19 protein-coding genes are annotated in these 21,706 nt (G+C 65.4%); 12 read left to right on the top strand and 7 right to left on the bottom strand.

What is annotated here, in order from left to right; all coding sequences use genetic code 11:
* Position 1: 1 nt before the first annotated feature.
* From ACVOLQ_RS00445 to ACVOLQ_RS00420, 6 genes are read left to right on the top strand one after another with little or no spacing between them, the layout of a single operon-like run.
* A complete protein-coding gene (locus ACVOLQ_RS00445) occupies positions 2–994 on the top strand; it encodes a hypothetical protein (protein WP_481526681.1) in 993 nt (330 codons plus the stop codon).
* Positions 991–2,772 carry a hypothetical protein gene (locus tag ACVOLQ_RS00440; RefSeq protein WP_481526680.1) on the top strand — a complete coding sequence of 594 codons (1,782 nt, stop codon included), beginning with the start codon at positions 991–993 and terminating at the stop codon, positions 2,770–2,772. The genes ACVOLQ_RS00445 and ACVOLQ_RS00440 overlap by 4 nt, the downstream gene beginning before the upstream one ends.
* A 22-nt stretch (positions 2,773–2,794) precedes the next feature.
* Positions 2,795–3,376 carry a hypothetical protein gene (locus tag ACVOLQ_RS00435; RefSeq protein WP_481526679.1) on the top strand — a complete coding sequence of 194 codons (582 nt, stop codon included), beginning with the start codon at positions 2,795–2,797 and terminating at the stop codon, positions 3,374–3,376.
* Positions 3,361–4,746, top strand: a complete 1,386-nt coding sequence (locus ACVOLQ_RS00430; RefSeq protein WP_481526678.1) for an AMP-binding protein — start codon at positions 3,361–3,363, stop codon at positions 4,744–4,746. The genes ACVOLQ_RS00435 and ACVOLQ_RS00430 overlap by 16 nt, the downstream gene beginning before the upstream one ends.
* On the top strand, positions 4,743–5,312 hold the full coding sequence (gene pnuC, locus ACVOLQ_RS00425) for a nicotinamide riboside transporter PnuC (protein ID WP_481526677.1): 570 nt from the start codon (positions 4,743–4,745) through the stop codon (positions 5,310–5,312). Before ACVOLQ_RS00430 ends, pnuC begins: the two co-directional genes overlap by 4 nt.
* A complete protein-coding gene (locus tag ACVOLQ_RS00420; protein WP_481526676.1) occupies positions 5,309–6,400 on the top strand; it encodes an AAA family ATPase in 1,092 nt (363 codons plus the stop codon). The genes pnuC and ACVOLQ_RS00420 overlap by 4 nt, the downstream gene beginning before the upstream one ends.
* On the opposite strand, the gene ACVOLQ_RS00415 is transcribed toward ACVOLQ_RS00420, so the two are convergent.
* The gene (locus ACVOLQ_RS00415; protein WP_481526675.1) at positions 6,394–8,079 is read right to left on the bottom strand and encodes a hypothetical protein; all 1,686 of its coding nucleotides are present in this window, start codon (positions 8,077–8,079) and stop codon (positions 6,394–6,396) included. The two genes, ACVOLQ_RS00420 and ACVOLQ_RS00415, sit on opposite strands and share 7 nt — an antisense overlap.
* 288 nt (positions 8,080–8,367) lie before the next feature.
* On the opposite strand from ACVOLQ_RS00415, the gene bla reads away from it, so the two are divergent.
* The gene (bla, locus tag ACVOLQ_RS00410) at positions 8,368–9,252 is read left to right on the top strand and encodes a subclass B3 metallo-beta-lactamase (RefSeq protein ID WP_481526674.1); all 885 of its coding nucleotides are present in this window, start codon (positions 8,368–8,370) and stop codon (positions 9,250–9,252) included.
* Between the two features lie 227 nt (positions 9,253–9,479).
* Here the strand turns inward: bla and ACVOLQ_RS00405 are convergent, their stop codons facing one another.
* Both ACVOLQ_RS00405 and ACVOLQ_RS00400 read right to left on the bottom strand, forming a co-directional pair.
* The gene (locus ACVOLQ_RS00405) at positions 9,480–10,181 is read right to left on the bottom strand and encodes a LytR/AlgR family response regulator transcription factor (protein WP_481526673.1); all 702 of its coding nucleotides are present in this window, start codon (positions 10,179–10,181) and stop codon (positions 9,480–9,482) included.
* Entirely contained in the window at positions 10,169–11,878 is a 1,710-nt protein-coding gene (locus tag ACVOLQ_RS00400; protein WP_481526672.1) for a histidine kinase, read from the bottom strand. The genes ACVOLQ_RS00405 and ACVOLQ_RS00400 overlap by 13 nt, the downstream gene beginning before the upstream one ends.
* Before the next feature lie 180 nt (positions 11,879–12,058).
* Between ACVOLQ_RS00400 and ACVOLQ_RS00395 the strand changes: the two genes are divergently transcribed.
* Positions 12,059–13,645, top strand: coding sequence for an alpha/beta fold hydrolase (locus tag ACVOLQ_RS00395; protein WP_481526671.1), 1,587 nt, complete (start codon positions 12,059–12,061; stop codon positions 13,643–13,645).
* A 65-nt stretch (positions 13,646–13,710) separates the two neighbouring features.
* Here the strand turns inward: ACVOLQ_RS00395 and ACVOLQ_RS00390 are convergent, their stop codons facing one another.
* From ACVOLQ_RS00390 to ACVOLQ_RS00375, 4 genes are all read right to left on the bottom strand, one after another.
* A complete protein-coding gene (locus ACVOLQ_RS00390) occupies positions 13,711–14,700 on the bottom strand; it encodes a serine hydrolase domain-containing protein (RefSeq protein ID WP_481526670.1) in 990 nt (329 codons plus the stop codon).
* Between the two features lie 233 nt (positions 14,701–14,933).
* Positions 14,934–15,755 (bottom strand): alpha/beta fold hydrolase, encoded by an 822-nt coding sequence (locus ACVOLQ_RS00385; RefSeq protein WP_481526669.1) that lies wholly within the window; start codon positions 15,753–15,755, stop codon positions 14,934–14,936.
* 241 nt (positions 15,756–15,996) lie between these two features.
* Positions 15,997–17,178, bottom strand: coding sequence for an MFS transporter (locus ACVOLQ_RS00380; protein WP_481526668.1), 1,182 nt, complete (start codon positions 17,176–17,178; stop codon positions 15,997–15,999).
* 31 nt (positions 17,179–17,209) lie between these two features.
* Positions 17,210–18,457 (bottom strand): MFS transporter, encoded by a 1,248-nt coding sequence (locus ACVOLQ_RS00375; RefSeq protein WP_481526667.1) that lies wholly within the window; start codon positions 18,455–18,457, stop codon positions 17,210–17,212.
* A 90-nt stretch (positions 18,458–18,547) separates the two neighbouring features.
* On the opposite strand from ACVOLQ_RS00375, the gene ACVOLQ_RS00370 reads away from it, so the two are divergent.
* From ACVOLQ_RS00370 to fghA, 4 genes are all read left to right on the top strand, one after another.
* The gene (locus ACVOLQ_RS00370) at positions 18,548–19,132 is read left to right on the top strand and encodes a TetR/AcrR family transcriptional regulator (protein ID WP_481526666.1); all 585 of its coding nucleotides are present in this window, start codon (positions 18,548–18,550) and stop codon (positions 19,130–19,132) included.
* 116 nt (positions 19,133–19,248) lie between these two features.
* Entirely contained in the window at positions 19,249–19,524 is a 276-nt protein-coding gene (locus tag ACVOLQ_RS00365) for a metal/formaldehyde-sensitive transcriptional repressor (protein ID WP_282268719.1), read from the top strand.
* A 51-nt stretch (positions 19,525–19,575) separates the two neighbouring features.
* A complete protein-coding gene (locus tag ACVOLQ_RS00360) occupies positions 19,576–20,685 on the top strand; it encodes an S-(hydroxymethyl)glutathione dehydrogenase/class III alcohol dehydrogenase (protein ID WP_313173086.1) in 1,110 nt (369 codons plus the stop codon).
* A gap of 98 nt (positions 20,686–20,783) precedes the next feature.
* A complete protein-coding gene (fghA, locus tag ACVOLQ_RS00355; protein ID WP_481526665.1) occupies positions 20,784–21,611 on the top strand; it encodes an S-formylglutathione hydrolase in 828 nt (275 codons plus the stop codon).
* Positions 21,612–21,706: the final 95 nt, after the last annotated feature.

Raw genomic sequence — 21,706 nt, 5'->3', positions numbered from 1 at the left:
GGTGCTGTCACCCGCACTGACCAGCCTGCTGGCATCGCGCCGCAGCCTGCTCAACCAGCAGGTTGCCGAAGCAAGGCAACGTTGGCCCACCCTGGATACCGCAGCGTTCTCGGGCTTCGTCGAGCAGACGCTGGACCCGTTGTGCGTGGCGCTTGCTGCAGCGGACGAAGCGGCAATGCCGGCGGCCACCGAAGTCGCGTTCGAGCTGGGCCTGGAATTGGTGGCGCAGGGACTCGCAGGACCGGCAGCTCGCCTGCCGTGGATCGATGCGGCGTGGCAGCAGCTGGCAGTGCCGGCAGCGCCGTTGATTGCGCTTGCCCCTCTGGAAACGCTGGGTGCACTCAGCAATGCGGTCGTGCGCATGCACGAGGTGCCGGGCGTGCGCGTCGACGCATGGTTGCAGCGCATGGTGGCATTGGCACCGCGTTGCGACAGCACGGTGGCCTTGCGCAGCGTCGGCGCGCTGTGTGCATGGCAAGCCGGCATGGCGCATCTGCGCGAGGCGGCGTTGGCGCAGGCCGATGGTCTGCCTGCCGACTTGGCGGCGGACGCATTGGGCGTCGACCAAGCGCAGTGGCCGTCGCTGCGCAGCCAACTCGGCAGCGAGCGCTGGTGGCACCCGCAGGGTGCAGCGGCGAGCGCGCAGGGGCAGACGGTGGGCGGATTCACCGGGCTTGGCGGCCCTTTCGCCGCGCCGCCGGAGCTGCGCGCCAGCGTGGAAGGTTTCATTGCCCGTAGCGGCGACCGCCATTACCTGCTGATCGCCGATGCCTTCGGTGGCGTGGTGTTGCCCGCCAGTGCAGCAGAGTTTGCTGCGGCGCGGACCACGCCTGCCACGCAGCTTTCATTCGACAGCCAGGGCGCGCGCATAGGCACGACTGCCATCGCTTACGCCGCACCCGCTGATGGCCTTGTGGCGGTGACTGGACCGGCCGGCATCGCCCTGTATTCGCCATGGTCGCACCACGTGCGCCTGCTACCGGGCGCGGCATGAGCAGCACCGAACAGGAAAGCCTGCTGGCCAGTTGGCGCGCCGCCTGGCCGCTGGCGCTGGCTGACTGGAGCCGTTTCACCCGGCTGCAGGATCCACGGCTGTGCGCCAGCAGCGTCGAGGCGGCGAAGGAAGGCCTGAGCGGCAGCTTCGCGATGATCCGCCTGGCTGACCAGCGGGTGGTGATCGATCTGCCGCAGGTGCAGCGGCTGGGGTTGCAGGACCACGCCCGCGAAATCCTCGCCCACGAGATCGGCCATCACGTGCTGGCACCTGCGACTGCAACGGATCACGCGCGGCTGCTGGCGCGTATCCGTCGCGCGCTGCCGACGCTGGAAGCGCACGCGCCGATGGTCGCCAACCTCTACACCGACCTGTTGATCAATGACCGCCTGCAACGCCAATGCGGCCTGCGCATGGCCGCGATCTACCAGCGCCTTGCGGCAGGTGCCAACGGCAGTTCACCGTTGTGGCAACTGTACATGGGCATCTATGAGCAGTTGTGGCAGCAGCCGGCCGGCAGCCTCGGTGGACCAGCGCTGGAGGATGCCGGCCTGCGCGGCGATGCCTGGTTGGGCGCGCGGGTGATCCGCACCTATGCCGGCGAGTGGATGGAGGGCGCCAGCCGTTTCAGCGCCTTGCTGTTGCCGCACTTGCTGGAGACGATCAGTGACGCGCGCGTCGACGCGCTGATGGATACCCGCCATGCCGGGCATGGCAGCCAGCCGGTGGGACTGGACCGGCTGGAAGAAGACGAACTCGCACCGGTGCTGCATCCGGCGCTCGATCCGCGGATCACCGGTGAGGAAGATGCTGACGCGGTAGACGTGGTGGCGGAGGACGCATTGCTGACCAGCACGCCCGGCCACGGCCAGACCCGTGAGCCGTTCGAATACGGCGAAATCCTGCGTGCGGCCGGACTGGACATGGACCCGCAGCAATTCGCGGTGCGCTATTACCGCGAGCGCGCCTTGCCGCACCTGATCCGTTTCCCGGTCAGCCCGCAGCCGCAGGCGCAGGAGCTCGAACTTGAAGGGCTGGAGCCCTGGGAGCCCGGCGATCCGCTGGATGCGGTGGATTGGCTGCAGACCGTGATGCAGTCGCCCACCGTGGTGCCGGGCGTGACCACGGTGCAGCGGGTGATGGGGCCGGCGCCGGGCAACGAGCCTGCCAATGAACCGATTGATCTGGACCTGTACGTGGACAGCTCAGGCTCCATGCCCGATCCGCAGCAGGTCACCTCCTGGCTGACCCTGGCCGGGGCGGTGATCGCGTTGTCGGCATTGCGTGCGGGTGCGCGCGTGCAGGCCACCTTGTGGAGCGGCAAACAGCAATGCCTGCACACCGATGGCTTCGTGCGCAGCGAGGACGACATCCTCAAGGTGCTGGTGGGGTATTTCGGCGGGGCGACCGCCTTTCCCATCCATCGCCTGCGCAGCACCTACGCACAGCGGCCGGCGGCTGCGCGAGCCGTGCATATCCTGCATATCTCAGATGACGGCATCACCACCATGTTCGAGCAGGACGAGCGTGGCAACAGCGGTTGGGATGTCGCCGCGCAGGCGCTGCGTGTGGGCCGGGCTGGCGGCACCATGGCGCTGAATCTCTACAGCCCCTTGCCGGCAAGCCTGGCCGATGCCAAAGGCTGGACCGCCGACCTGCTGCGCGCACGCGAGCAGGGCTGGGATATCCACGTCGTGCGCGACATGACCGACCTGCTGGCCTTCGCACGCGAATTCAGCCAACGCCATTACCAGCCACCGGGCGTGGCCGGCCGATGAAGACCACCTTACGGAACCACCCATGAGCAACAGCGCCCCGCTGGACGCCCTGCTGCGTCGCCTGATCGATACACCACCGGACTTCCTCGATCCGCCACGGCGCGGCCGCGAAGGGCAGCTGCACGCCGCCGCCGTGGTCAATGACGTGCTGGCGCTGCACGGCGTCGCCTTGCCTGCTGTGCTGCAGGCAAGCCTGTCCGGCAACCTGGCTGCGGTTACCGCCAACCAGCTGAGTCTGTCCGCGGTGATGGCCTGGCTGCTCGCTGATGAGGGCTGGCAGGCGCTGCGCTTCCCGCGTGAGGCGCTGCTGCCGGTATTTGCCGAGGCAGTGCCCGCGTTGGCAGCGGAGGCCGCAGTGAACCGCTATCTGCACGACCCGGATCGGCGCGAGGAACTGGTGCGTACAGCCATCGCGCGGCTGGGCCTGCTGCCTGCGGGTGAAACCGCTGCCCAGGCAGCTGATCGCCTGGCCAGCGTCAGCAGCGTCGAGCGCCGTCGCCTGCTGGAAGCCAGCCGCGCCGCTGAAGCGCGCGCACGTGCCATCCGCGAGGCGCTGGCACGCAAGGCCGCCGAGGAGTCGGCGGACAAGTGGACGCGCGAGTGAACGCGCTGGTGGACGTGCAAGTGAACCGGGACCCCCACGACGGCGAGCGCTATCCCACCCTGAGCGAAGCGGGCAGGGCGATGCTGCAGCGGATGCGCGAGCATCCGGCGGCACCGCGTTACCGCAACCAGAGTGGCAATCGACTGCTCGCCGCCGAAGTGCAGCAACTGCGCGCGTACGAGCACGACATCCTCGGCGCGGGTTTCCAGTGGCAGCCGGGTTCACCGCCACCGTGGCTGCAGGGCTTTGTCGAGGATGTGGAGGCACAGGTGCCGTATTTCCGCGCGCGCGGGCATGCTGCATGCTTCGAGGACATCGCCACCACCCATCGCGGTGACCTGGCTGCCGACATCGCCCAGTTCGTTCCCGATCCGCTGCCGTTGCAGCGGATGATGAACTTCCGCACCACCGGCACCACAGGGCATCCGCTGGTGCTGCCCTCGCATCCGGTGGTGGCCGCACGCTATCTGGCCTATCACAAGCGCGCACTGGCCCGGTTTGGTGTGCAGCTGCGCAATGGCCAGGGGCAGATGGGGGTGATGCTGCTGGGCATGCAGCAACGTTGTTTCACCTATGTGTCGGTGACGCCTAGCATGGGCGAATCGGGGCTGGCCAAGATCAACCTGCATCCGGATGAGTGGCGTCATCCGGATGACCGCGCGCGCTATATCGATGCGCTGCAGCCGGAGGTGATTGCCGGTGATCCGATCTCCTTCGCCACCTTGTTGGAGTTGGGACTGAGCCATCGGCCCCGCGCGTTGCTGTCGGTGTCGATGGCCTTGTCGCCGGGCCTGCGGCAGGCCTTGCAACAACGATTCGACTGCCCCGTACTGGACATTTACTCGATGAACGAAGCCGGTCCACTCGCGGTGCATGATGCCGCCGCCGGTGGCCACGTGCTGCTGCAGCCGGGCATGTATGTGGAAGTGCTGGACGATGCCGGTCGTGCAGTTGCCGATGGACAGGTCGGTGAGATCACCTTGACCGGTGGTTTCAACTTCTGCCTGCCGCTGCTGCGTTACCGCACCGGCGACCGTGGCGCGCTGGCGATGTGCGGCGATGTGCCGATGATTGTCGACCTGCAGGGCAGGCGACCGGTACGCTACCGCACCCGCAGCGGTCGCTGGATCAACAACATCGACCTGACCCACGCCTTGGCGGCGCTGCCGCTGTCGCGCTTTCGCGTGCATCAAGGCGGCGATGGCAGCGTGAGCCTGCATCTGCCGGTCGCCGAGGCCGGTTACGCACAGCAGGCGCAAGCAGCCCTGCAACACACCCTGGACGACCTGCCGGTGCAGGTCGTGCTGATGCACGCGGAGGACAAAGTGCTGCAATACACCACCGATCTCAACCAAGGCCTGGGCGCATGACCGCACTGGAAATCGCCGCCAACGCCTTCGCCACCGCATCCATCCTGTTTGCGGCACGCAACAGCGTGCACACCTGGTGGACCGGCATCATCGGTTGCTCGCTGTTCGGCCTGCTGTTCTGGCATACCCAGCTGTATGCTGATGTGCTGCTGCAGGTGTTCTTCGTCGTGGCCAGTATGTTCGGCTGGTGGAACTGGCATGCCAGTGTCAGCCATGCGGCACTGCCGATCAAGCGCACGCCGTTGCGCAGTTTTGCGCTGATGGGCGCAGGTGCGCTGCTGGCCGGTGCTGCTTACGGACTGGTGCTGCATCGCTTCACCGACGCCTACGCGCCGTTCGCCGATTCTTCGGTGCTGTGCCTGTCGGTGCTGGCGCAGCTGCTGCTGATGCGCAGGCGCATCGAGACCTGGCCGGTGTGGGTGCTGGTCAACACCATCGCGGTCCCGCTGTACGCCTCGCGCGGGCTCACCCTGACGTCCGTGTTGTATGCGGCGTATTGGATCAACGCCTGGTTGGCCTGGCGGCATTGGCGCCGGCTGTGGCGCGAGCAGGGCGCGGCTGCGTGAGCACGCTGCGGGTCGGTCTGGTAGTGGGCAAGTTCTGCCCGCTGCATCGCGGCCACCAATTCCTGTTGGATCATGCACAGGCCGCTTGCGAGCGCCTGATCGTGGTCAGTTATACCAAGCCCGAGTTCCCTGGCATGGGGCCTGCGCGACGCGAGGCCTGGCTGCGAGCGCTGTATCCGAATGTGGAGCACTGGGTGCTCGATGACAGCCGCCTTGCCGCACATTGCCAAGGTCTGGGGCTGGCTGCGCGGTGCCTGCCGCACAACGATGCGGATGACGAGGTGCATCGTTTGTTCATGGCCTGGCTGCTGCGCGAGGTGATCCAGAGCGAGGTGGATCTGGTGTTCACCAGCGAGGACTACGGGACCGGTTTCGCTGCAGTGCTGTCGCAGCAACAGCAACTGCATGGCGGCCGCGCGGTGGCGCACGTTGAGGTCGATCCGGCACGGCGCGGCGTGCCGGTATCGGGCACTGCAGTGCGCGCGGACCTGCATGCGCAGCGGCAGCAGCTGGCACCGCAGGTGTATCGCGATTTCGTCAGGCGGGTGGTGTTGCTGGGCGGTGAATCCACCGGGAAGTCAACGCTGGCGCGGACGCTGGCCACGCGCTGCGACAGTGTCTACGCGGCCGAATATGGTCGCGAGCTATGGGAGGCGCAGGATGGGCAGTTGCAGGAGTCGGATCTGTTGCATATCGCCCAGACCCAGGTGGCGCGGGAGGAAGATCTGCTGGGTGCCGCCACCGGCTGGCTGGTCTGCGACAGCTCGCCGTTGACCACCTTGTTGTACGCCGAGGCGATGTTTGGTCGCGCCGATCCGTGCTTGCTGGAATTGTCGCAGCGTCGCTATGACCTGGTGTTGCTGTGCGACCCTGATGTTCCATTCGTGCAGGACGGCACCCGCCGCGACGAGGCGTTCCGGCGCTGGCAGCATGCCTGGTATCTGCGTGAGCTTGGCAGCCGGCAGATTCCTTTCCGCCAGTTGGGCGGCGATTGGCAGCAGCGTGAGACGGCGGCGCTGGCGGCGATGGCCGAGCTGCAGCCGGATGGGGATGCAGCCACATCGCGGCCAGCGCTGTTGGTTCAATAACGCGCGGCTACCAGTGGCGCGTCCGCCCATTGCCAGGCTGCTGCTTGTTGGCGTTTGCTTTCGGCCGCTGCATTGGCTTGGCCCAACATCTGTTGTGCCTGTGCCAGTCCGAACAGCGACCAGCCATTGGCCGGATAGGTCTTCAGGTCCTGACTGAAGGCTTCGGCTGCGGATTCCGCATCACCTGCGTCCAGCAGCGCGGCGCCCAGGTAGGGGCGCACCGGCAGCGGCCAGTCGGCGGGCTCGTTGTAGGCCAGGGCATCTTCGGCGGCTGCGGCCTCCCGCAATGCAGTGATGGCAGCGCCGTGCTTGCCTTGTGCGCGTAGCAGCTCGCCACGCAGGAGCGCATCGGCCACACGCAGCACGCCGTCGGCATGATTGATGTCGAAGAAGCTTACCTGCGCCATTGCCGTATCCGCGGCGATGGCATGCAGGGCGTCGGCGTCGCGTGTTGCTTCGGCCAGTGCGCCCTTGCGGGCATGCGCCATGCCGCGGGCGAAGTGGCGGATCGCGGCAGGATAGGGAAGTTCGGCTGCGGTGCTGGTGTCAGCGAGGATGCCATCCCAATCACCGAAGCGGACTTGGGTAAGCAGCGGTGCCACCACGAACTGCTGCATGAACTGCATCGGCGCCTCGCCCATGGCCGCGCGGTCCGCCCGATCGGCCGTCTGTCTGGCGGCCTGCATGGACAGCGTGCGCGAGCCGGTCAGTCCCGTGGTCATCGTCGCGAAATGCCAGTTGTGTGGCACGTAGCCCAGCGGATAGACGCCGTTGCTGCCACGGCAGACTGCAAGGAAATCCTTGTCGGCGGTAGTGGCGGAAAGATTGGTCATCGTCGCATCGTGGTAGCGGCCCACACGGATGTAGATATGCGCAGGCATGTGCACCAGGTGGCCGGATCCCGGTGCCAGCGCAGCCAGCGCATCTGCGTAGGGCTCGGCACGCTTGGGCTCGGGCGAGGATTCCATGGCGTGGATGTAGTAATGCATCGCGCCGATATGGCGCGGGTTGCGCGCCAGCACGCGCTCCAGCTCGCCGACCAATGCCTGGGTGAACTCGGCGGGCTTGCCATCCTGCCAATAAGCCCATGGTGAGAGATCCATCAAGGCCTCCGCGTACATCGTTGCGGCATCATCGTCTTCAGGGAACTTAGCGACCACCCCAGCCATCGCATCGGCGTAGTTGCGATCCAACTGCTTGCGGTCCTCCGGTGCAGGGTCGGCGTAACGCTTCTGTAGCGCCTGGATCAGCGCTTGATCGACGGGTCGCGCGCCAGTGGCAAGGGAGGCAGCACGCGCGGCCAATGCCGTGGCATCTTTGGCGGCTGCCGGGTCCATTGGCAGATTGATGTTTGGCCCAAGCACCAAGGCCTGGCCCCAGATGCATATTGCACATGCCGGGTCCAAGCGCGCGGCTTCGGCGAATGCACGTCCGGCAGCTTCATGGTTGAAGCCATAGGCCAGACGCAGGCCTTGGTCGAAGTAGCGCTGTGCCAGTGGCACCTTGCTGCCTATGTCGCGGTGCAGGTCGCCGAAGGTGTCGAACAACGGGAGTTCATTGGCATCTGCTGCCGGGGCCTTATTGGCAACGGCGGTTGCCTTGTCGGGAGCGTCGCAGCCCGACAGCGCTGCAACCACAAACAGGGATGGAAGCAGCAGGGACAAGGATCGACGGATCATTGTGGCTTCTCGGGGTGGATGGACGCGAAGATACTGCTGGCCGCGGCTGGAGGGTGATACGCCGCGATGAAAACCCCGTAAAAATTGCAGGCCGGAGAATCGCAATTACGGTGCGTTGCGGACGCCGGCCGTTTATTGCCGGATGGCGAGGTGCCGGCACGTATCGTGCCGGCCTGCCCGCAGATAGGCGAAGGCCAAGAAAAACTCATGCGTCGACCCAGTTCTACGCATTTGTCGCAAGTTCCTCCACGACGCACAGTTGCTGCACTTATTGGACAAGGCGCAGAGATGATGCAGAAGAAGGCAATTCGCAGGAGATTGCAGGTGGCGGCGATGGTGCTTGCCGGAGCGGCGTCGGCGGCGGCGTGGGCTGGACCGCCCGCGGACTGGACGACACCGATCAAGCCATTTCATATCGTCGACAACATCTATTACGTAGGCAGCGAGGGACTGGCGGCCTACCTGATCGTGTCGGAGCAGGGGGCGATCCTGCTGGATGCTCCGCTTGCTGCCAATGCGGATCAGATCGAGCGCAACATCGAAAGCCTGGGTGTGCCGCTGCATGATGTGCGGCTGTTGCTCAGCAGCCATGCCCATGCGGATCATGTCGGTGCGATGGCAGCACTCAAGCGCGACACCGGTGCACGTTATGCTGCCAGCGCTGGCGACCGTTGGGCGCTTGAGAACGGCAGGAACCAGGGCGACAACAACTACGGCATCCAGCCCTTCGATCCGATCAAGCTGGATGAGGTCGTCAGCGATGGGCAGAAGCTCCGGCTTGGTGACGTCGAGCTGACGGCGCATCTTACGCCCGGGCACACCGCCGGTTGCACCAGCTGGAGCATGACCGTGAACGACCGCGGCACGCCGCGCGAGGTGTTGTTCCTGTGCAGTATTACCGTCGCCGGCAATACGCTGGTTGGGAATCGCAGCTACCCGACTATCGCCGAGGATTTCCGCGCGACGTTTGCAAAGCTTGGCGCGATGCAGGCGGACATCGTCCTGAGCGGTCATCCCGACACCACCGGCATCCTGGAGCGGCAGGCGCAACGTGCCGATGGCGACGAGGATGCATTTGTGGACCCTGACCTGCTCGCCCGGCTGGTGGACGAGCACAAGGAGAGTTTTGAGGATGCCTTGAGCAAGGCGCGTTCCACTCCCCAGCGCCCTTGAGCAGGCGCCGCAGATTCCATCGGCAGACGAACCGCCTGAGATCTTCAGCGTAACCACGTAGTCCGGGTAAGCGCAGCGCACCCGGGGAATCGTTGAGTCAGATAGGGCGTTGATGTGCTTATTGCAATGCTTGTATGGGCACGCGACTTCGCTCCGCTCTGCGAGTTCCCGGGTGCGCTGCGCTTACCCGGGCTACGGCGTCTGCTCACTTCCATGCGACGGTTGGTTCACTCAAGCGCGAGTGCCTGCCGCAGGCCGGCCACATGGGCACGCCCGACCGGCAGCTCCCCGCCGCCATTGAGCACCAGCCAGTACCGACTGCCGCTACCGGAATGCAAGGTGCTGACATGGCGCAGGTTGACCAGGTAGGAGCGGTGACAACGGACGAAGTCCGGCGGCAATACCGCGCTCAGGCCCGCCAGTGACTTGTCGTGCAGCTCACTGCGGCCGTCGCGCATGCGCAGCTCGCTGTAGTCGCCGTCGGCACGGATCCACTGCACATCGGCCAGTTCGACCAGGGCCGTGCCCTGCGCGCGCCAGATGCCCAGGTAACGTGCGCGGCCTGAGCTGTAGCGGCCTACATCCAGCAGGCGCTCCAGTGCCTGGCCCAGGCGCTCACGCGAGAACGGCTTGGGCACGAAATCCAGCACGCCGTGCTCGAAGGCCTGCAGGGCGCGCTCGCGATGGGCCGATACGACCACGCAGTGATAACGGCCGGCGACGGCGCGGCGCAGCAGGTCAAAGCCATCTTCGCCGCCGAGGTTGAGGTCGAGCAGCAGACCGTCGTAGACGCTGCGCTGCAACCGGTCACCGGCGGTATCCAGATCGGCGACCGCATCGAAGCGCGCACGCGTGCCCGCGATTTCCGCACACAGCCGCAGCAGGCGCTGGCGGACCAGCGGCTCATCCTCGACGATCAATATGCGCATGTGAGCTCGATACGGCTGCACCAGTCGGCGCCGTCGGCGCCTTGGCTGTAGTGCCAGCGGTTGGGATGGGAGGCGGCCAGACTGGCCTCGATATAACGGGTGCCGGTGCCTTGGCCACGATGCGGTGCGGAGCCACGTGCGCTACGCAGTTCCAGAATCCAATGCTGCTTGTCGCGTTGCACGCGCAGGCGGAACGGTCGTTGCGCGCAGGCGACCGCGCCGGCATGGGTCAGCGCGTTCTCCACCTGCGCATGCAGCACGCCGGGCGGCAGCGACAGTTGCAGGTCGTCGGCGTCCACCTCCAGCGTCATCGGTTGGTCCAGGGCCTGGCCAACGATGTCCAGATGGTTGCGGCACAGGGCCAGCTCTTCACTCAATGGAACGCTCTGGCGACTGCTGCTCTCGCGCAAACGGTCGAACTGTTCGGCCAGTGACTCGACCAGGCGGCTGGCCTTGGTCGGGGCTTGTTCGATCAGTTCCTGCAGGCAGGTGAGGGTATTCATCAGCCAATGTGGTTGGATGCCACGCTGCAGCAACTGCAGCGACAGGCTTGCACGCTCTTCGCGCAGGCGGGCGTTGTGCAGGTCCAAGGCCCGCACCTGCTCCGCATGGCAGAGCAGCAGGAAGCCCACCAGCACCGCGAGCAGCAGGAAGTAGGGACCATCGAGGAAGGCCCCGGGGGCAAACAACAAGGCCAGTACGCCGGCGACCAGCAGGGCCAGGATCGGCCAGCGTTCTTCGCGTTCACCTTTGGCCCGCAGCAGCAGCGCAGACGAGGCCAGCAGGCTCAGCAGGAGTGCTACCGCCGAGCGGATATCGAAGCTGGGCAGCAGCACGGCGGCCAACACCAGCGCGGTCGCGTAAGCGATGCCCAGGCCCTTGGGAACGGTAACGCCATAACGTCGGGCAAGATAGGCAGGCAGCAGCATGGCCGCTGCCACGTGCAAGGCCAACAGTGCATAGAGGCGCAGGCCGTGCCATGGATAGACGTAGCCGAGCAACGGCCGCCAGCCTTCGACCACCGGCAATGCAATTCCAACCGCGCACAGCGCGAGCAACAGTCGTCCGCCAGGCATCTGCGGCCGGCCGTGCTGTAGCGCAAGGAAGTACAGACAGGCTGCTGCGAGTGCGCCGGTGGCGAGGGCAGCGATCAACCAAGGCAGGACCATGCGCTGGTACAACACCACGGCCGGTGCCACTGCTACCAGGGCATCGGCGCTGTACAGGCCGAACTGCTGGTGGTGGCTGGACGCGAGCACCAGCAGTTCGTCGCTGCCCGTGGGCGAGGAAGGCGGCAGTACGCGGGTAATGTCGACCAGGCCGGGCTGCTCCTGCTCGGCGCTGATGCCGACGACGCCGTTGCCCAGCATCGGTTGGCCGTTCCAGTACAGCTGGATGGCGCCACGTAGTGACAGGCGCAGGGCGCGGCCAGCATCGTCCGGCTGGGTGGACGCGGGCGATTGCCAGCGCAGCCAGTACGGGCCGCGCCAGCTGGCCAGCGTTTGTTGATCGATGGGCTGCCAATGGATGTCGGCGGGCGGCGAGGTCGGCAAGCTACCCGCGGCGGTCACGCTGGCGGGTGCCATCTCTCCGCTCAGTACTTGCACGCTGTTGACGTCGCGCAGCAGCACAGCCAGCCACGCGGCGACCGCGAAGACCAGCACGGCCAGTACGCTCAGGATTCGTAGGATCGGCATGGGCCTATCGTATCGGCTGCGCGGAGACGCTGGGCGGTGAGTTGGAGCCGTTCGGCGGACGCGCGCCCCGCAGGCACCGTTGGGGGAGGGATGCTGGCTCCGTGGCAAAGGCGACGGGAGCTTTCTCCGGGTTGCAGAGGCCACGGCAACACCTACCTTCCCTCCCGATAGGAGCCCGCCATGTCCATCAACTCTTCATCTGTTTCCACTGCCCGTCATCCTTGCCTGCAGTTCTCGGCGGCTTCTTCCACTGCATCGCTTGTCGCTGCGCATCAACCCGGCGTTGGTGGGGCGGTTGCGACAGGCAAGGGCAAGCCGGGACGTGCCGCTCGCTTGTTGGTGCTCTGCCTGGCCCTGGCCAGCGCTTCGCCGGTGCTGGCCAAGGACTCGGTTGCGCCGCTGGTGTTTGCGCCCTATGCGATGCAGACCAAGAGCAACGGCACCATCGCCACCGAAGAGGCCTTCCTCGAGGTTCCACGTCGCCACAGTGAGCCGAACGGGCCGCGTATCCGCCTGCGCGTCGTGCGCTTGCCGGCGACCGGTGGCGATGGTCGCAGTGCACCGTTGGTCTATCTGGCTGGTGGCCCGGGCGGGTCGGGCTTCGGCACCGCGCTGGGCCCGCGCTGGCCGGTGTTCGACCGGGTCCGCCGTGAGACCGATGTGTTGCTGCTCGATCAGCGTGGCACCGATTTCTCCGAGATGCCCCCAGAGTGCCCACACGAGCACAAGTTCGATGACGCCCAACCGCTGCAGCGCGACGCGGCGCTGGTAGCGGTGAAGGCATCGCTGGTCAGCTGCCTTGCCTTCTGGAAGGACGCAGGAGTTGATCTGGGCGCCTATACCACCGCCGAGAGCGCCGACGATATCGAGTACCTGCGCAAGGCGATGGCGCTGCCCAAGCTGAGCCTGTGGGGCATGAGCTATGGCACGCATCTGGCCCTGGCCACCGTGCGCCGCCACCCGGACAGCCTGGAACGCGTGGTGCTGATGGGCAGCGAAGGCCCGGACGACACGCTCAAGCTGCCGCTGGCCGGTGATGCCTTGCTGGCTGACCTGGCGGTCATCGCCAGGAAGGACGGCTTCGAAAATCTGCAGGGATCGGCGCAGCGGGTGCTGGCCAAGCTGCGGCAGCAGCCGGGGCAGGGCAGCAGCCCGATGCATGATGGCCGGAAGGTGACGATTGGTGAGTTCGACGCACAGATGGCGATAGCGATCGCGCTTGGTCGCCGCTCCACCCAGCGCATGCTGCCATTGGCGCTACGTGAGGCCGAGGCCGGCAACTACGACCTGCTCGGTGCGATCGCCCTGATGGTGCGCGAGGGCCTGGGCGGCTGGCGCGCCATGCCAACGGCAATGGATGTGGCTTCCGGGCAGAGTCCACAGCGGCGCGCACTGGCGGCGGCGCAGGCACGGCAGAGTCTGCTCGGCGACGCCTTGAACTTCCCGTTCCCGGAAGTTGCCGATGGGCTGGGCATGCTGGATCTGGGAGACGCCTTCCGTGCGCCACTGCGCAGTGACGTGCCGGTGTTGTTCATCAGCGGCACGCTCGATGGCCGCACCCCGCATGCCAACGCCCAGGCGCTGCTTCCCGCCTTCAGCCAAGGCAAGGAGCTGCTGGTGCGCGGTGCGAGCCACGACAATGAGATGTGGCTGGGCAATCCCGCCATCGCCGACAACATCGCCGGTTTCCTGGCGGGGCGGGGACTGAGTGCGGACGTGCTGGATGTACCGCTGCCGGTGTTCGTTACTGACCGTTCGGCACTGTAAGCAGGACCTGAGTCGGCGTCAGAGTCGGGCTTTCCTGAAGTCTGGCTCTGGCCGCGGTCATGCAACTACTTGAACGCCGGTGGCGCAACGTTGCGTCCATAGACGATATCCACGATCGTGCGCAGGAATTCGTTGGTAGGAATGCGCTCGCCGTTGGTGGCGTACGCGATCGCCACGCCATCCGCCGGGTTGTAAATGACGCGCGCGTGCGAGCCCAGCACGTCACCACCATGACCAAAAAAATGATTCTCGTCGTACGTGAACTCAGCCAGTCCTCGCCCCCAGCCGCTGCCACCCGGTCGCGGCTGCATCTGGTCTACAGTCTCCGTGCGCAGCAGCTTGTGCTCGAACAGCGCGGTGATCAGTACATTCAGGTCGTGTGTGGTGGCTGCGATGTCACCCACGCCGATCACGTTGGTGTACTCGATCTCCTTGATCTGCCGCCATTGCCCGGCGAATGCATAGGACTTGAAGGTGTTGCCGGGGTGGGAACGCGTGGAAGCGAAGTTGCGCAGGCCAAGAGGCGCTGCGATTTCCTGCGCGACGATATCGTGGTAGTCGCGCCCATCTATCCGCTCGATGATCATCCGCAGCAGGAAGTAGGCGGAGTTGGAGTAGGCAACGCGTTCACCAGGTTCGAATGCAGCACCCTGGGTTCGTATTTCCTGCAGGATGTCATCCTGGCTTAGCGGATCAACTACCCATACCTGGCCATTCCTGATCGCGAAGTTGCCAAGACCGCTGGTGTGCTCCAGCAGGTTGCCGATGCTTATCCGATGTGAGGAAGGCATGTCCGGGAAAAAGCTGGACAGTCTGTCATCCAGCCTCAGACGGCCGTCTTCGATCAGCTTGAAGGCCAGGATCGCTGTGACCATCTTGGTTACGGATGCGATTTGATACTTGCTGCTCTCGTCGTAAGCAACACCAGGCAGGTTCGGTTGCCCGAAGCTTCTGGCATAGACCTCGCGGCCGTCCTTGAAGATGGACAGGCTGCCAATGCCGCCGTTGTTGTCCTCGACATGGTTGATGAAGTCATCGAGCTTCTCTGCATGCACTTCTGTATGCACTGCTTGTGTCGATCGCGGTTGCGCCTGCGCCAATAGCGGAAGCGCCAACGCCGGAAGAAGCATCAACAAGGCAGCCAGTCTCTTCATTTCGCTCGCGTCCGTTCAATCATTCAAGGCGGTGGCGGCACGGCACTACGATCAGTGCCCGCTGCGTGACGGTGATGGTGAGGTGTTGCCAGGGCTTCACGTTGTGCCGGCTGCCGTCCCAAGGAGCAGGCAGTTCAACGCCTGCCTGCAATGTCCCTGATCGCATCGGCAACCGCTGCCGGGTTCTCGCGGTGGATGTTGTGGCCGGTGACGAAGTAGCGCTGGAAGCCACGGTCGAAGGCGCTGAACAATGCGGCGTGCTGCGCCTTCCACAGCGCTTTGCCGGCAGCTGTTTCCTCGAAAACGAAGGGTTCGGCGGCGACCTGCGTGGCGGTGAGCAGCGCGACCGGAAGGTCCGGCATGGCGCTCGGCGTGCGCGCGCCAGGCGCATCCAGCTGGGTGATCAATGCCCGATAGTCGGCGGCCATGGGCGGCGGCAGCATGTCCAGCAGAGCGGCATCATCGGCCAGTACGCGTGCTGCATCGGCCTGCTTGAACGCGTGTCGCTGGCCCAGGGTGGCCGGGTCGACGAGGACCAGCGCCTGCAGTTGTTGCGGATGGCGGCGTGCGAACTCGGTGGCCAGCAGTCCACCATACGAGTGGCCGACCAGCACGACCTTCTGTCCACCGGCGAGGTCACTGATCACGGCACCGAGGTCAACGAGGTGAGCGTCGATGTCCTTGGGCTTGCCATCGCTGCCCGAGTTGCCAAGCCCCGCGCGTGAATAGCTGATGCTGCGGTAGTCGGGGCCGAGCGCAGCGATCACGTCCTTCCATGTGTCCTTGGCCTGGCCGAAGCCCGACTCGAAGACCACCGTGACCGGTCCGGCTCCGGACTGCTCGGCGCTCAGCCTGTAGGCGCCGCGGTCCACCAATATCTCGCCGGCGTGGGCGATGTTGGAGGCAGCCATCAGCAAGGCTGCCATGGCCCACACCTTGATGCTGTTTGTACTCATTTGCTCCCCTTGGACGCTGGTGCAGATGCTTGCAGGAACACGCGGACGGCGCTGCGACGACCTGCGAACCGCTCCGCTCAGTGTGTTGATACTATAGTTGGGTATAACACTATGCATCCCTGCCGGAAGTCATGTGCCCGTGGGCGTCGAAGTTCAGCCGTCTGTTCCTTGTTTCCTCGATCCTTTCGACAGGGTTGGTGGTTCAGGACGGGGGGCTGTCGACCGGCGCGGGTTATCTGCATCAGCGGTGGCGTCCGGGAGCCAATGCAGCGATGCAGCACAGCAGTGCGGCCATCGAAAGCACCGCTGTGGCCCAGAGGTTTCCTGCAGGGCCAAGCTGGTCCAACAATCGGCCGCCTGCCCATGCGCCCACTGCGATGGCGACATTGAATGCGCCCACATACAGGGCGCTGTTTGCTTCTATCGCATTCGGCGCGGCCTGCATCATCCAGGTCATGAGTCCAACCGATACCCCGCCGTAGGCCAGACCCCAGAGCAGGAGCAGGATGCTTCCGTTGAGCGGGGCATGGCCGATGCAAAGAAACAGCAGTGCCGTGGCCAGGAGGCCGGCTGCAATGGCTATCACGGTGGCGGTGACATGGCGGGGGGCGACCAGCCCGACCAGGAAATTGCCGGCTATGCCGGCGGTTCCATAGCCCAGCAGCAGCCCGCCGATCCAGGAAGCCCCCACGCCGGAGACCGACTCCAGCAGTGGCCGGATGAACGTGAATGCCGCGAAATGTCCTGTTACCAGCAGCAGCGTCACGCCGAGCCCGAGCTGTACGCGGCGGCTGCCCAGTTGTTCGGCGAAGTGGCGCAGCTGCACCGATGCCACCGCGGGTAGCGAGGGAATCACCGCAAGGTGGAGCAACAAGACAAGCGCGCTCAGCAATGCCATGCCGGCGAATGCCTGACGCCATCCGAACAGTTCGCCAGTCCATGCAGCCAGCGGCAAGCCCAACACCGAGGCGGCCGCGACGCCGCCGAAGATGATGGCGGTGGCGAGTCCCACGCGCTGTGGGAGGACCAGGCGTGTCGCCAGTCCGCCTGCAATCGCCCAGATCCCGCCCATGCAGACACCAACCAGCAGCCTGGCAGCGAGCATCCAGTGCATGTTCGGCGCCAGCGCCGATGCCGTGTTGGCTGCTACAAGCAGGATCAGCAAGCCGCACAGGATCCTGCGCCGGTTGATGCCGCCAGCGGCGATAACCACCAGCGGCGCAAACACTGCCGCCAGCAGTGCTGGCACGGAAATCAGCAGTCCGGCGCTGCCGCTGGATATGCCAAGGTCGTGGGCGATGGGGGTAAGCAGGCCGACCGGCAGCATTTCGGTGGTTACCACGGAGAAGGTCGCCAGCGCGACGGCCAGCACTGCCAGCCACGAATGATTCGCGGCGGCTGCCGGGGAGGATGGTGTTTGCACGGTCTGTTCCGGTCCGGGAGAGTATTGGGTGTCAGCAGGCGTTGCTGGGTTGCAACAGGCGGGGACGCAGGCGGCGGGCAGCGCAGATCGACAACAGCAGCACCGCGGCCCCGGCAACCGCACTCACGGCGAAGCCCGCACCGGCACCGGCCGCGTCCACCCGCTGTCCGGTGGCTGCGGCGCCGAGTGCCACGCCAACGTTCAATCCGGCCAGCAGCCAGGTGATGCCTTCGGTCAGCTGCCGTGGCGGCACGCTGCGCTCGATCAACGACATGACCACGATCATCGTGGGGGCGAAGAAGGTGCCGGCCAGCAGCACGCTTGCTGCAAGCGCAGGCAGGTTGGTCACCAGCAGCAACGGCAGCGTGCACAGTGCCGTCGCGGTGCCGCACCACAGCAGCAGGCGTTGCAGCGGTGTGGTCAGTTTCAGCACGCCAAACACCAGGCCTGCCGCGCAGGAGCCCACGGCGTAGGCCGACAGCACGATGCTGGCGGCAAAAGGCTGGCCGTGCTGTTCGGCAAAGGCGACGCTGGTGATGTCGATGCTGCCGACGATCACGCCCATTGCCACCATCAGCACTGCAAGCAGTCGCACATCCGCCGCCGCGATCACCGATCGGCCAGCGCTGTTTGTGGCCTGCGGATCGGGCTGTGGTTGGGTTGCCCGCTGCAGCGCAAGCATGCCGGTACCCAAGGCCAGCAGCAGCGCGGCACACAGCAGGCCGGCCTGTGGAAACAAGGCAACGGATAGCCCCACGGCCAAGGGCGGGCCGGCGATGAAACCGAGCTCGTCGAAGACGGTTTCCAGCGAGTAAGCCGTCTGCAGCGGTGCCTGCCCGCGGTAGATGACGGTCCAGCGCGCCCTGAGCATTGCCGACATGCTCGGCATACAGCCGGCCAGCGCGGCACCGGTGAAAAGCAGCCAGTCCGTTGCCTGCCAGTGGCTGGCAAGGAGCAGCAGCAACATGCCCGCGACGCTGGCGGTGGCCGCCAACGGCAAAACCCTTGCCTGGCCATGGCGGTCCACCCAACGCGAGATCCGCGGCGATGCCAGCGCATAGCTCAGGACGAAGGTGGCCGATACCGCGCCCGCCAGGGCATAGCTGCCGCGCAGCTGCGCCAGCAGGGTGATGATGCCAATGCCGGTCATGGGTAGCGGCAATCGCGCCAACAGGCCGGCCAGGGTGAAGGCGGTGGCGCCGGGAACGGAGAAGAGTGTGCGGTAGGCGCTGAGCATGCGGGTTTCCAGGAACTGCGGCTTGCCAGCGAAGGGGCGCACCGCAACAATACATACGAAGTGTATGTAAGAGGCTATATACATACGCTGTGAATGTAAATAAACATACGCATCGTATGAAAGGAGATCACTTTGGTCCGTCGCACCCGCGTTGAAATGGAGGCCACCCGTGCCTCGCTGTTGGCTACTGCCCGTCGCATGTTTGCCGACAGCGGGTATGCGAATACCTCGATGGATGAGCTGACTGCCCAGGCAGGCCTGACCCGCGGCGCGCTGTATCACCACTTTGGTGACAAGCAGGGCTTGCTGGCGGCGGTGGTCGAGCAGATCGATGCAGAGACCGACGCGCGGCTGCAGGCCATCAGTGATGCCGCCAGCGATCCCTGGCAGGGCTTCCAGCAACGCTGCCGGGCCTATCTGGACATGGCGCTGGAACCGGAGGTCCAGCGCATCGTCCTGCGCGACGCACGTGCGGTGCTCGGTGGCGCCACCCTGGATTCGCAGCGGCAATGCGTGGATTCGATGCAGCGCGTGATCGAGGAACTTGCTCGCCAGGGATTGATTGCAGAGGTGGATGCCCAGGCCCTGGCGTCAATGATCTATGGCAGCCTGGCCGAGGCTGCTTTCTGGATAGCCGAAGGCGCTGATGGTGATGCGCGCCTGCGCAAGTCCACCGCTGCCCTGGATCTGCTGCTGCGTGGACTGACGCGGGGCTAGCGGCAAGCGCTGGCCGCAGCCGGTTGCAGGGCTTTTCCCGAGTCTGCAAGTTGGGCGATGGCAATCCGCCGGCTCCGTAAATATACTATCCCCCAGTACAGGATATTGGGGCCGCCATGCCGCACTCGCCGGAAGAAAAAAAGAAGGTCCTGGCCCGGGTCAAGCGGATCCGCGGCCAGTGCGATGCGCTGGAGCGCGCATTGGAGGCCGGTGCGGACTGCAACCCGGTGCTGCAGCAGATCGCGGCCATCCGTGGGGCGGTCAACGGGCTGATGTCCGAGGTGATGGAAGCCCACCTGCGCGAGGAGTTTGGCCAGCCGGCACGCTCGGATGCGCAGCGGGCCGCGCGTGTTGCCGAGATGTCCAGCCTGATCCGTTCCTATCTCAAATAATCCCGGGCGGCGCACTGCGCTGTCCTTCGCCATTCCCGCAGGAGAACAACCATGAAATCACGTGCCGCCGTTGCCTTTGGTCCGGGCCAGCCCTTGCAGATCGTCGAGATCGACGTCGCACCGCCGAAGGCCGGCGAGGTGCTGGTCAAGATCACCCATACCGGTGTCTGCCATACCGATGCCTTCACCCTGTCCGGTGATGACCCGGAAGGCCTGTTCCCCTGCGTGCTCGGCCATGAAGGCGCCGGCATCGTGGTCGAGGTGGGCGAGGGCGTTACCTCGGTGAAGCCGGGCGATCACGTCATTCCGCTATATACCGCCGAGTGCGGCGAGTGCCTGTTCTGCAAGAGCGGCAAGACCAATCTGTGCACCTCGGTGCGCGCCACCCAGGGCAAGGGCGTGATGCCGGACGGCACCAGCCGCTTCTCCTACAACGGCGAGCCGATCTACCACTACATGGGTTGCTCCACGTTCTCCGAGTACACCGTGGTGGCCGAAGTGTCGCTGGCCAAGGTCAACCCGGAAGCCAACCCGGAGCATGTCTGCCTGCTGGGCTGCGGCGTCACCACCGGCATCGGCGCGGTGCACAACACCGCCAAGGTGGCCGAAGGCGACAGCGTGGCCGTGTTCGGACTGGGTGGTATTGGCCTGGCGGTGATCCAGGGCGCGCGCCAAGCCAAGGCCGGCCGCATCATCGCCATCGACACCAACCCGTCCAAGTTCGAACTGGCCAAGCAGTTTGGTGCCACCGACTGCGTCAATCCGAAGGATCACGACAAGCCGATCCAGCAGGTCGTCGTCGAAATGACCGGTTGGGGTGTTGACCACAGCTTCGAGTGCATCGGCAACACCCATGTGATGCGTGCGGCGCTGGAATGCGCACACCGTGGTTGGGGCCAGAGCGTGATCATCGGTGTCGCCGGTGCCGGCCAGGAAATCTCCACCCGTCCGTTCCAGCTGGTGACCGGCCGCAAGTGGATGGGTACCGCATTCGGCGGCGTGAAGGGCCGCAGCCAGCTGCCGGGCATGGTCGAAGACGCGATGAAGGGTGACATCGAACTGGCGCCGTTCGTCACCCACACGATGGAACTGGACAAGATCAACGAAGCCTTCGAGCTGATGCATGAAGGCAAGTCGATCCGCTCGGTCATCCACTACTGAGGCTGGTTTGTGGGAGCGGTGTAAGCCGCGAAGCTCGCACTCCATCAGTCGCACTAGATCCAGCAACCCAGCAACCCAGCAACCAAGGATTCCAAACCATGCAACGACTAGAACACCGCGCCTGCTTCGGCGGCTGGCAGGACGTGTACCGGCACGAATCCAAAGTGTTGGGGTGTGAAATGACGGTAGGCGTATACCTGCCGCCGCAGGCCGCGCACGGTCCGTGCCCGGTGCTGTACTGGCTGAGCGGGCTCACCTGCACCGAGCAGAACTTCATCACCAAGGCCGGGGCGCAGCGTTATGCGGCCGAGCACGGCATCATCCTGGTGGCGCCGGACACCAGCCCGCGCGGTGACAGCGTCGCCGATGCCGAGGGATACGATCTGGGCAAGGGGGCGGGCTTCTATCTCAATGCCACCCGCGCACCGTGGGCTGCGCATTACCGCATGTATGACTACATCGTCGATGAGTTGCCGAGGTGGGTGGAAGCCAACGTGGCCGCCAGCGACGTGCGCGCCATCAGCGGGCATTCGATGGGCGGGCATGGCGCGCTGACCATCGTGCTGAAGAATCCGGGCCGCTATCGCAGTGTGTCGGCGTTCTCGCCGATCGTGGCACCGTCGCAGGTGCCGTGGGGGCAGAAGGCCTTCGCCGCCTATCTGGGCGAAGACCGCGACGCCTGGAAAGCCCATGACGCCAGTGAGCTGGTGGCGCGGGCGCAGGAAAAGCTGCCCTTGCTGGTTGACCAGGGCGGTGCGGATGAATTCCTGGAGAACCAGCTGCGGCCGCAGCTGCTGCAGGCGGCGTGTGACGCCGCAGGGCATCCGTTGCAGCTGCGCATGCAGCCGGGGTATGACCACAGCTACTACTTCATCAGCAGCTTCATCGGCGAACATATCGCCCATCACGCCAAAGCGATGCGCTGAGCCGTTTCTGGTAGAGCCGAGCCATGCTCGGCTGAGGTTCTGCCGGTAACGCCGCTGCCGAGCATGGCTCGGCACTACGGCGTGCTCCCTTCCTT

Source organism: Stenotrophomonas sp. STEN031 (genome assembly GCF_056759975.1).
Note: the sequence above shows the minus strand (reverse complement) of the source record. Positions and strands in the feature narration are given on the sequence as shown.

Bases quoted from the DNA above. Each gene is read 5' to 3' on its own strand.
- fghA (WP_481526665.1), top strand. From the start codon at position 20,784: ATGCAACGACTAGAACACCGCGCCTGCTTCGGCGGCTGGCAGGACGTG.
- ACVOLQ_RS00360 (WP_313173086.1), top strand. From the start codon at position 19,576: ATGAAATCACGTGCCGCCGTTGCCTTTGGTCCGGGCCAGCCCTTGCAG.
- ACVOLQ_RS00365 (WP_282268719.1), top strand. From the start codon at position 19,249: ATGCCGCACTCGCCGGAAGAAAAAAAGAAGGTCCTGGCCCGGGTCAAG.
- ACVOLQ_RS00415 (WP_481526675.1), bottom strand. From the start codon at position 8,079: ATGATCCGTCGATCCTTGTCCCTGCTGCTTCCATCCCTGTTTGTGGTT.
- ACVOLQ_RS00395 (WP_481526671.1), top strand. From the start codon at position 12,059: ATGTCCATCAACTCTTCATCTGTTTCCACTGCCCGTCATCCTTGCCTG.
- bla (WP_481526674.1), top strand. From the start codon at position 8,368: ATGATGCAGAAGAAGGCAATTCGCAGGAGATTGCAGGTGGCGGCGATG.
- ACVOLQ_RS00385 (WP_481526669.1), bottom strand. From the start codon at position 15,755: ATGAGTACAAACAGCATCAAGGTGTGGGCCATGGCAGCCTTGCTGATG.
- ACVOLQ_RS00405 (WP_481526673.1), bottom strand. From the start codon at position 10,181: ATGCGCATATTGATCGTCGAGGATGAGCCGCTGGTCCGCCAGCGCCTG.
- ACVOLQ_RS00435 (WP_481526679.1), top strand. From the start codon at position 2,795: ATGAGCAACAGCGCCCCGCTGGACGCCCTGCTGCGTCGCCTGATCGAT.
- pnuC (WP_481526677.1), top strand. From the start codon at position 4,743: ATGACCGCACTGGAAATCGCCGCCAACGCCTTCGCCACCGCATCCATC.
- ACVOLQ_RS00400 (WP_481526672.1), bottom strand. From the start codon at position 11,878: ATGCCGATCCTACGAATCCTGAGCGTACTGGCCGTGCTGGTCTTCGCG.
- ACVOLQ_RS00440 (WP_481526680.1), top strand. From the start codon at position 991: ATGAGCAGCACCGAACAGGAAAGCCTGCTGGCCAGTTGGCGCGCCGCC.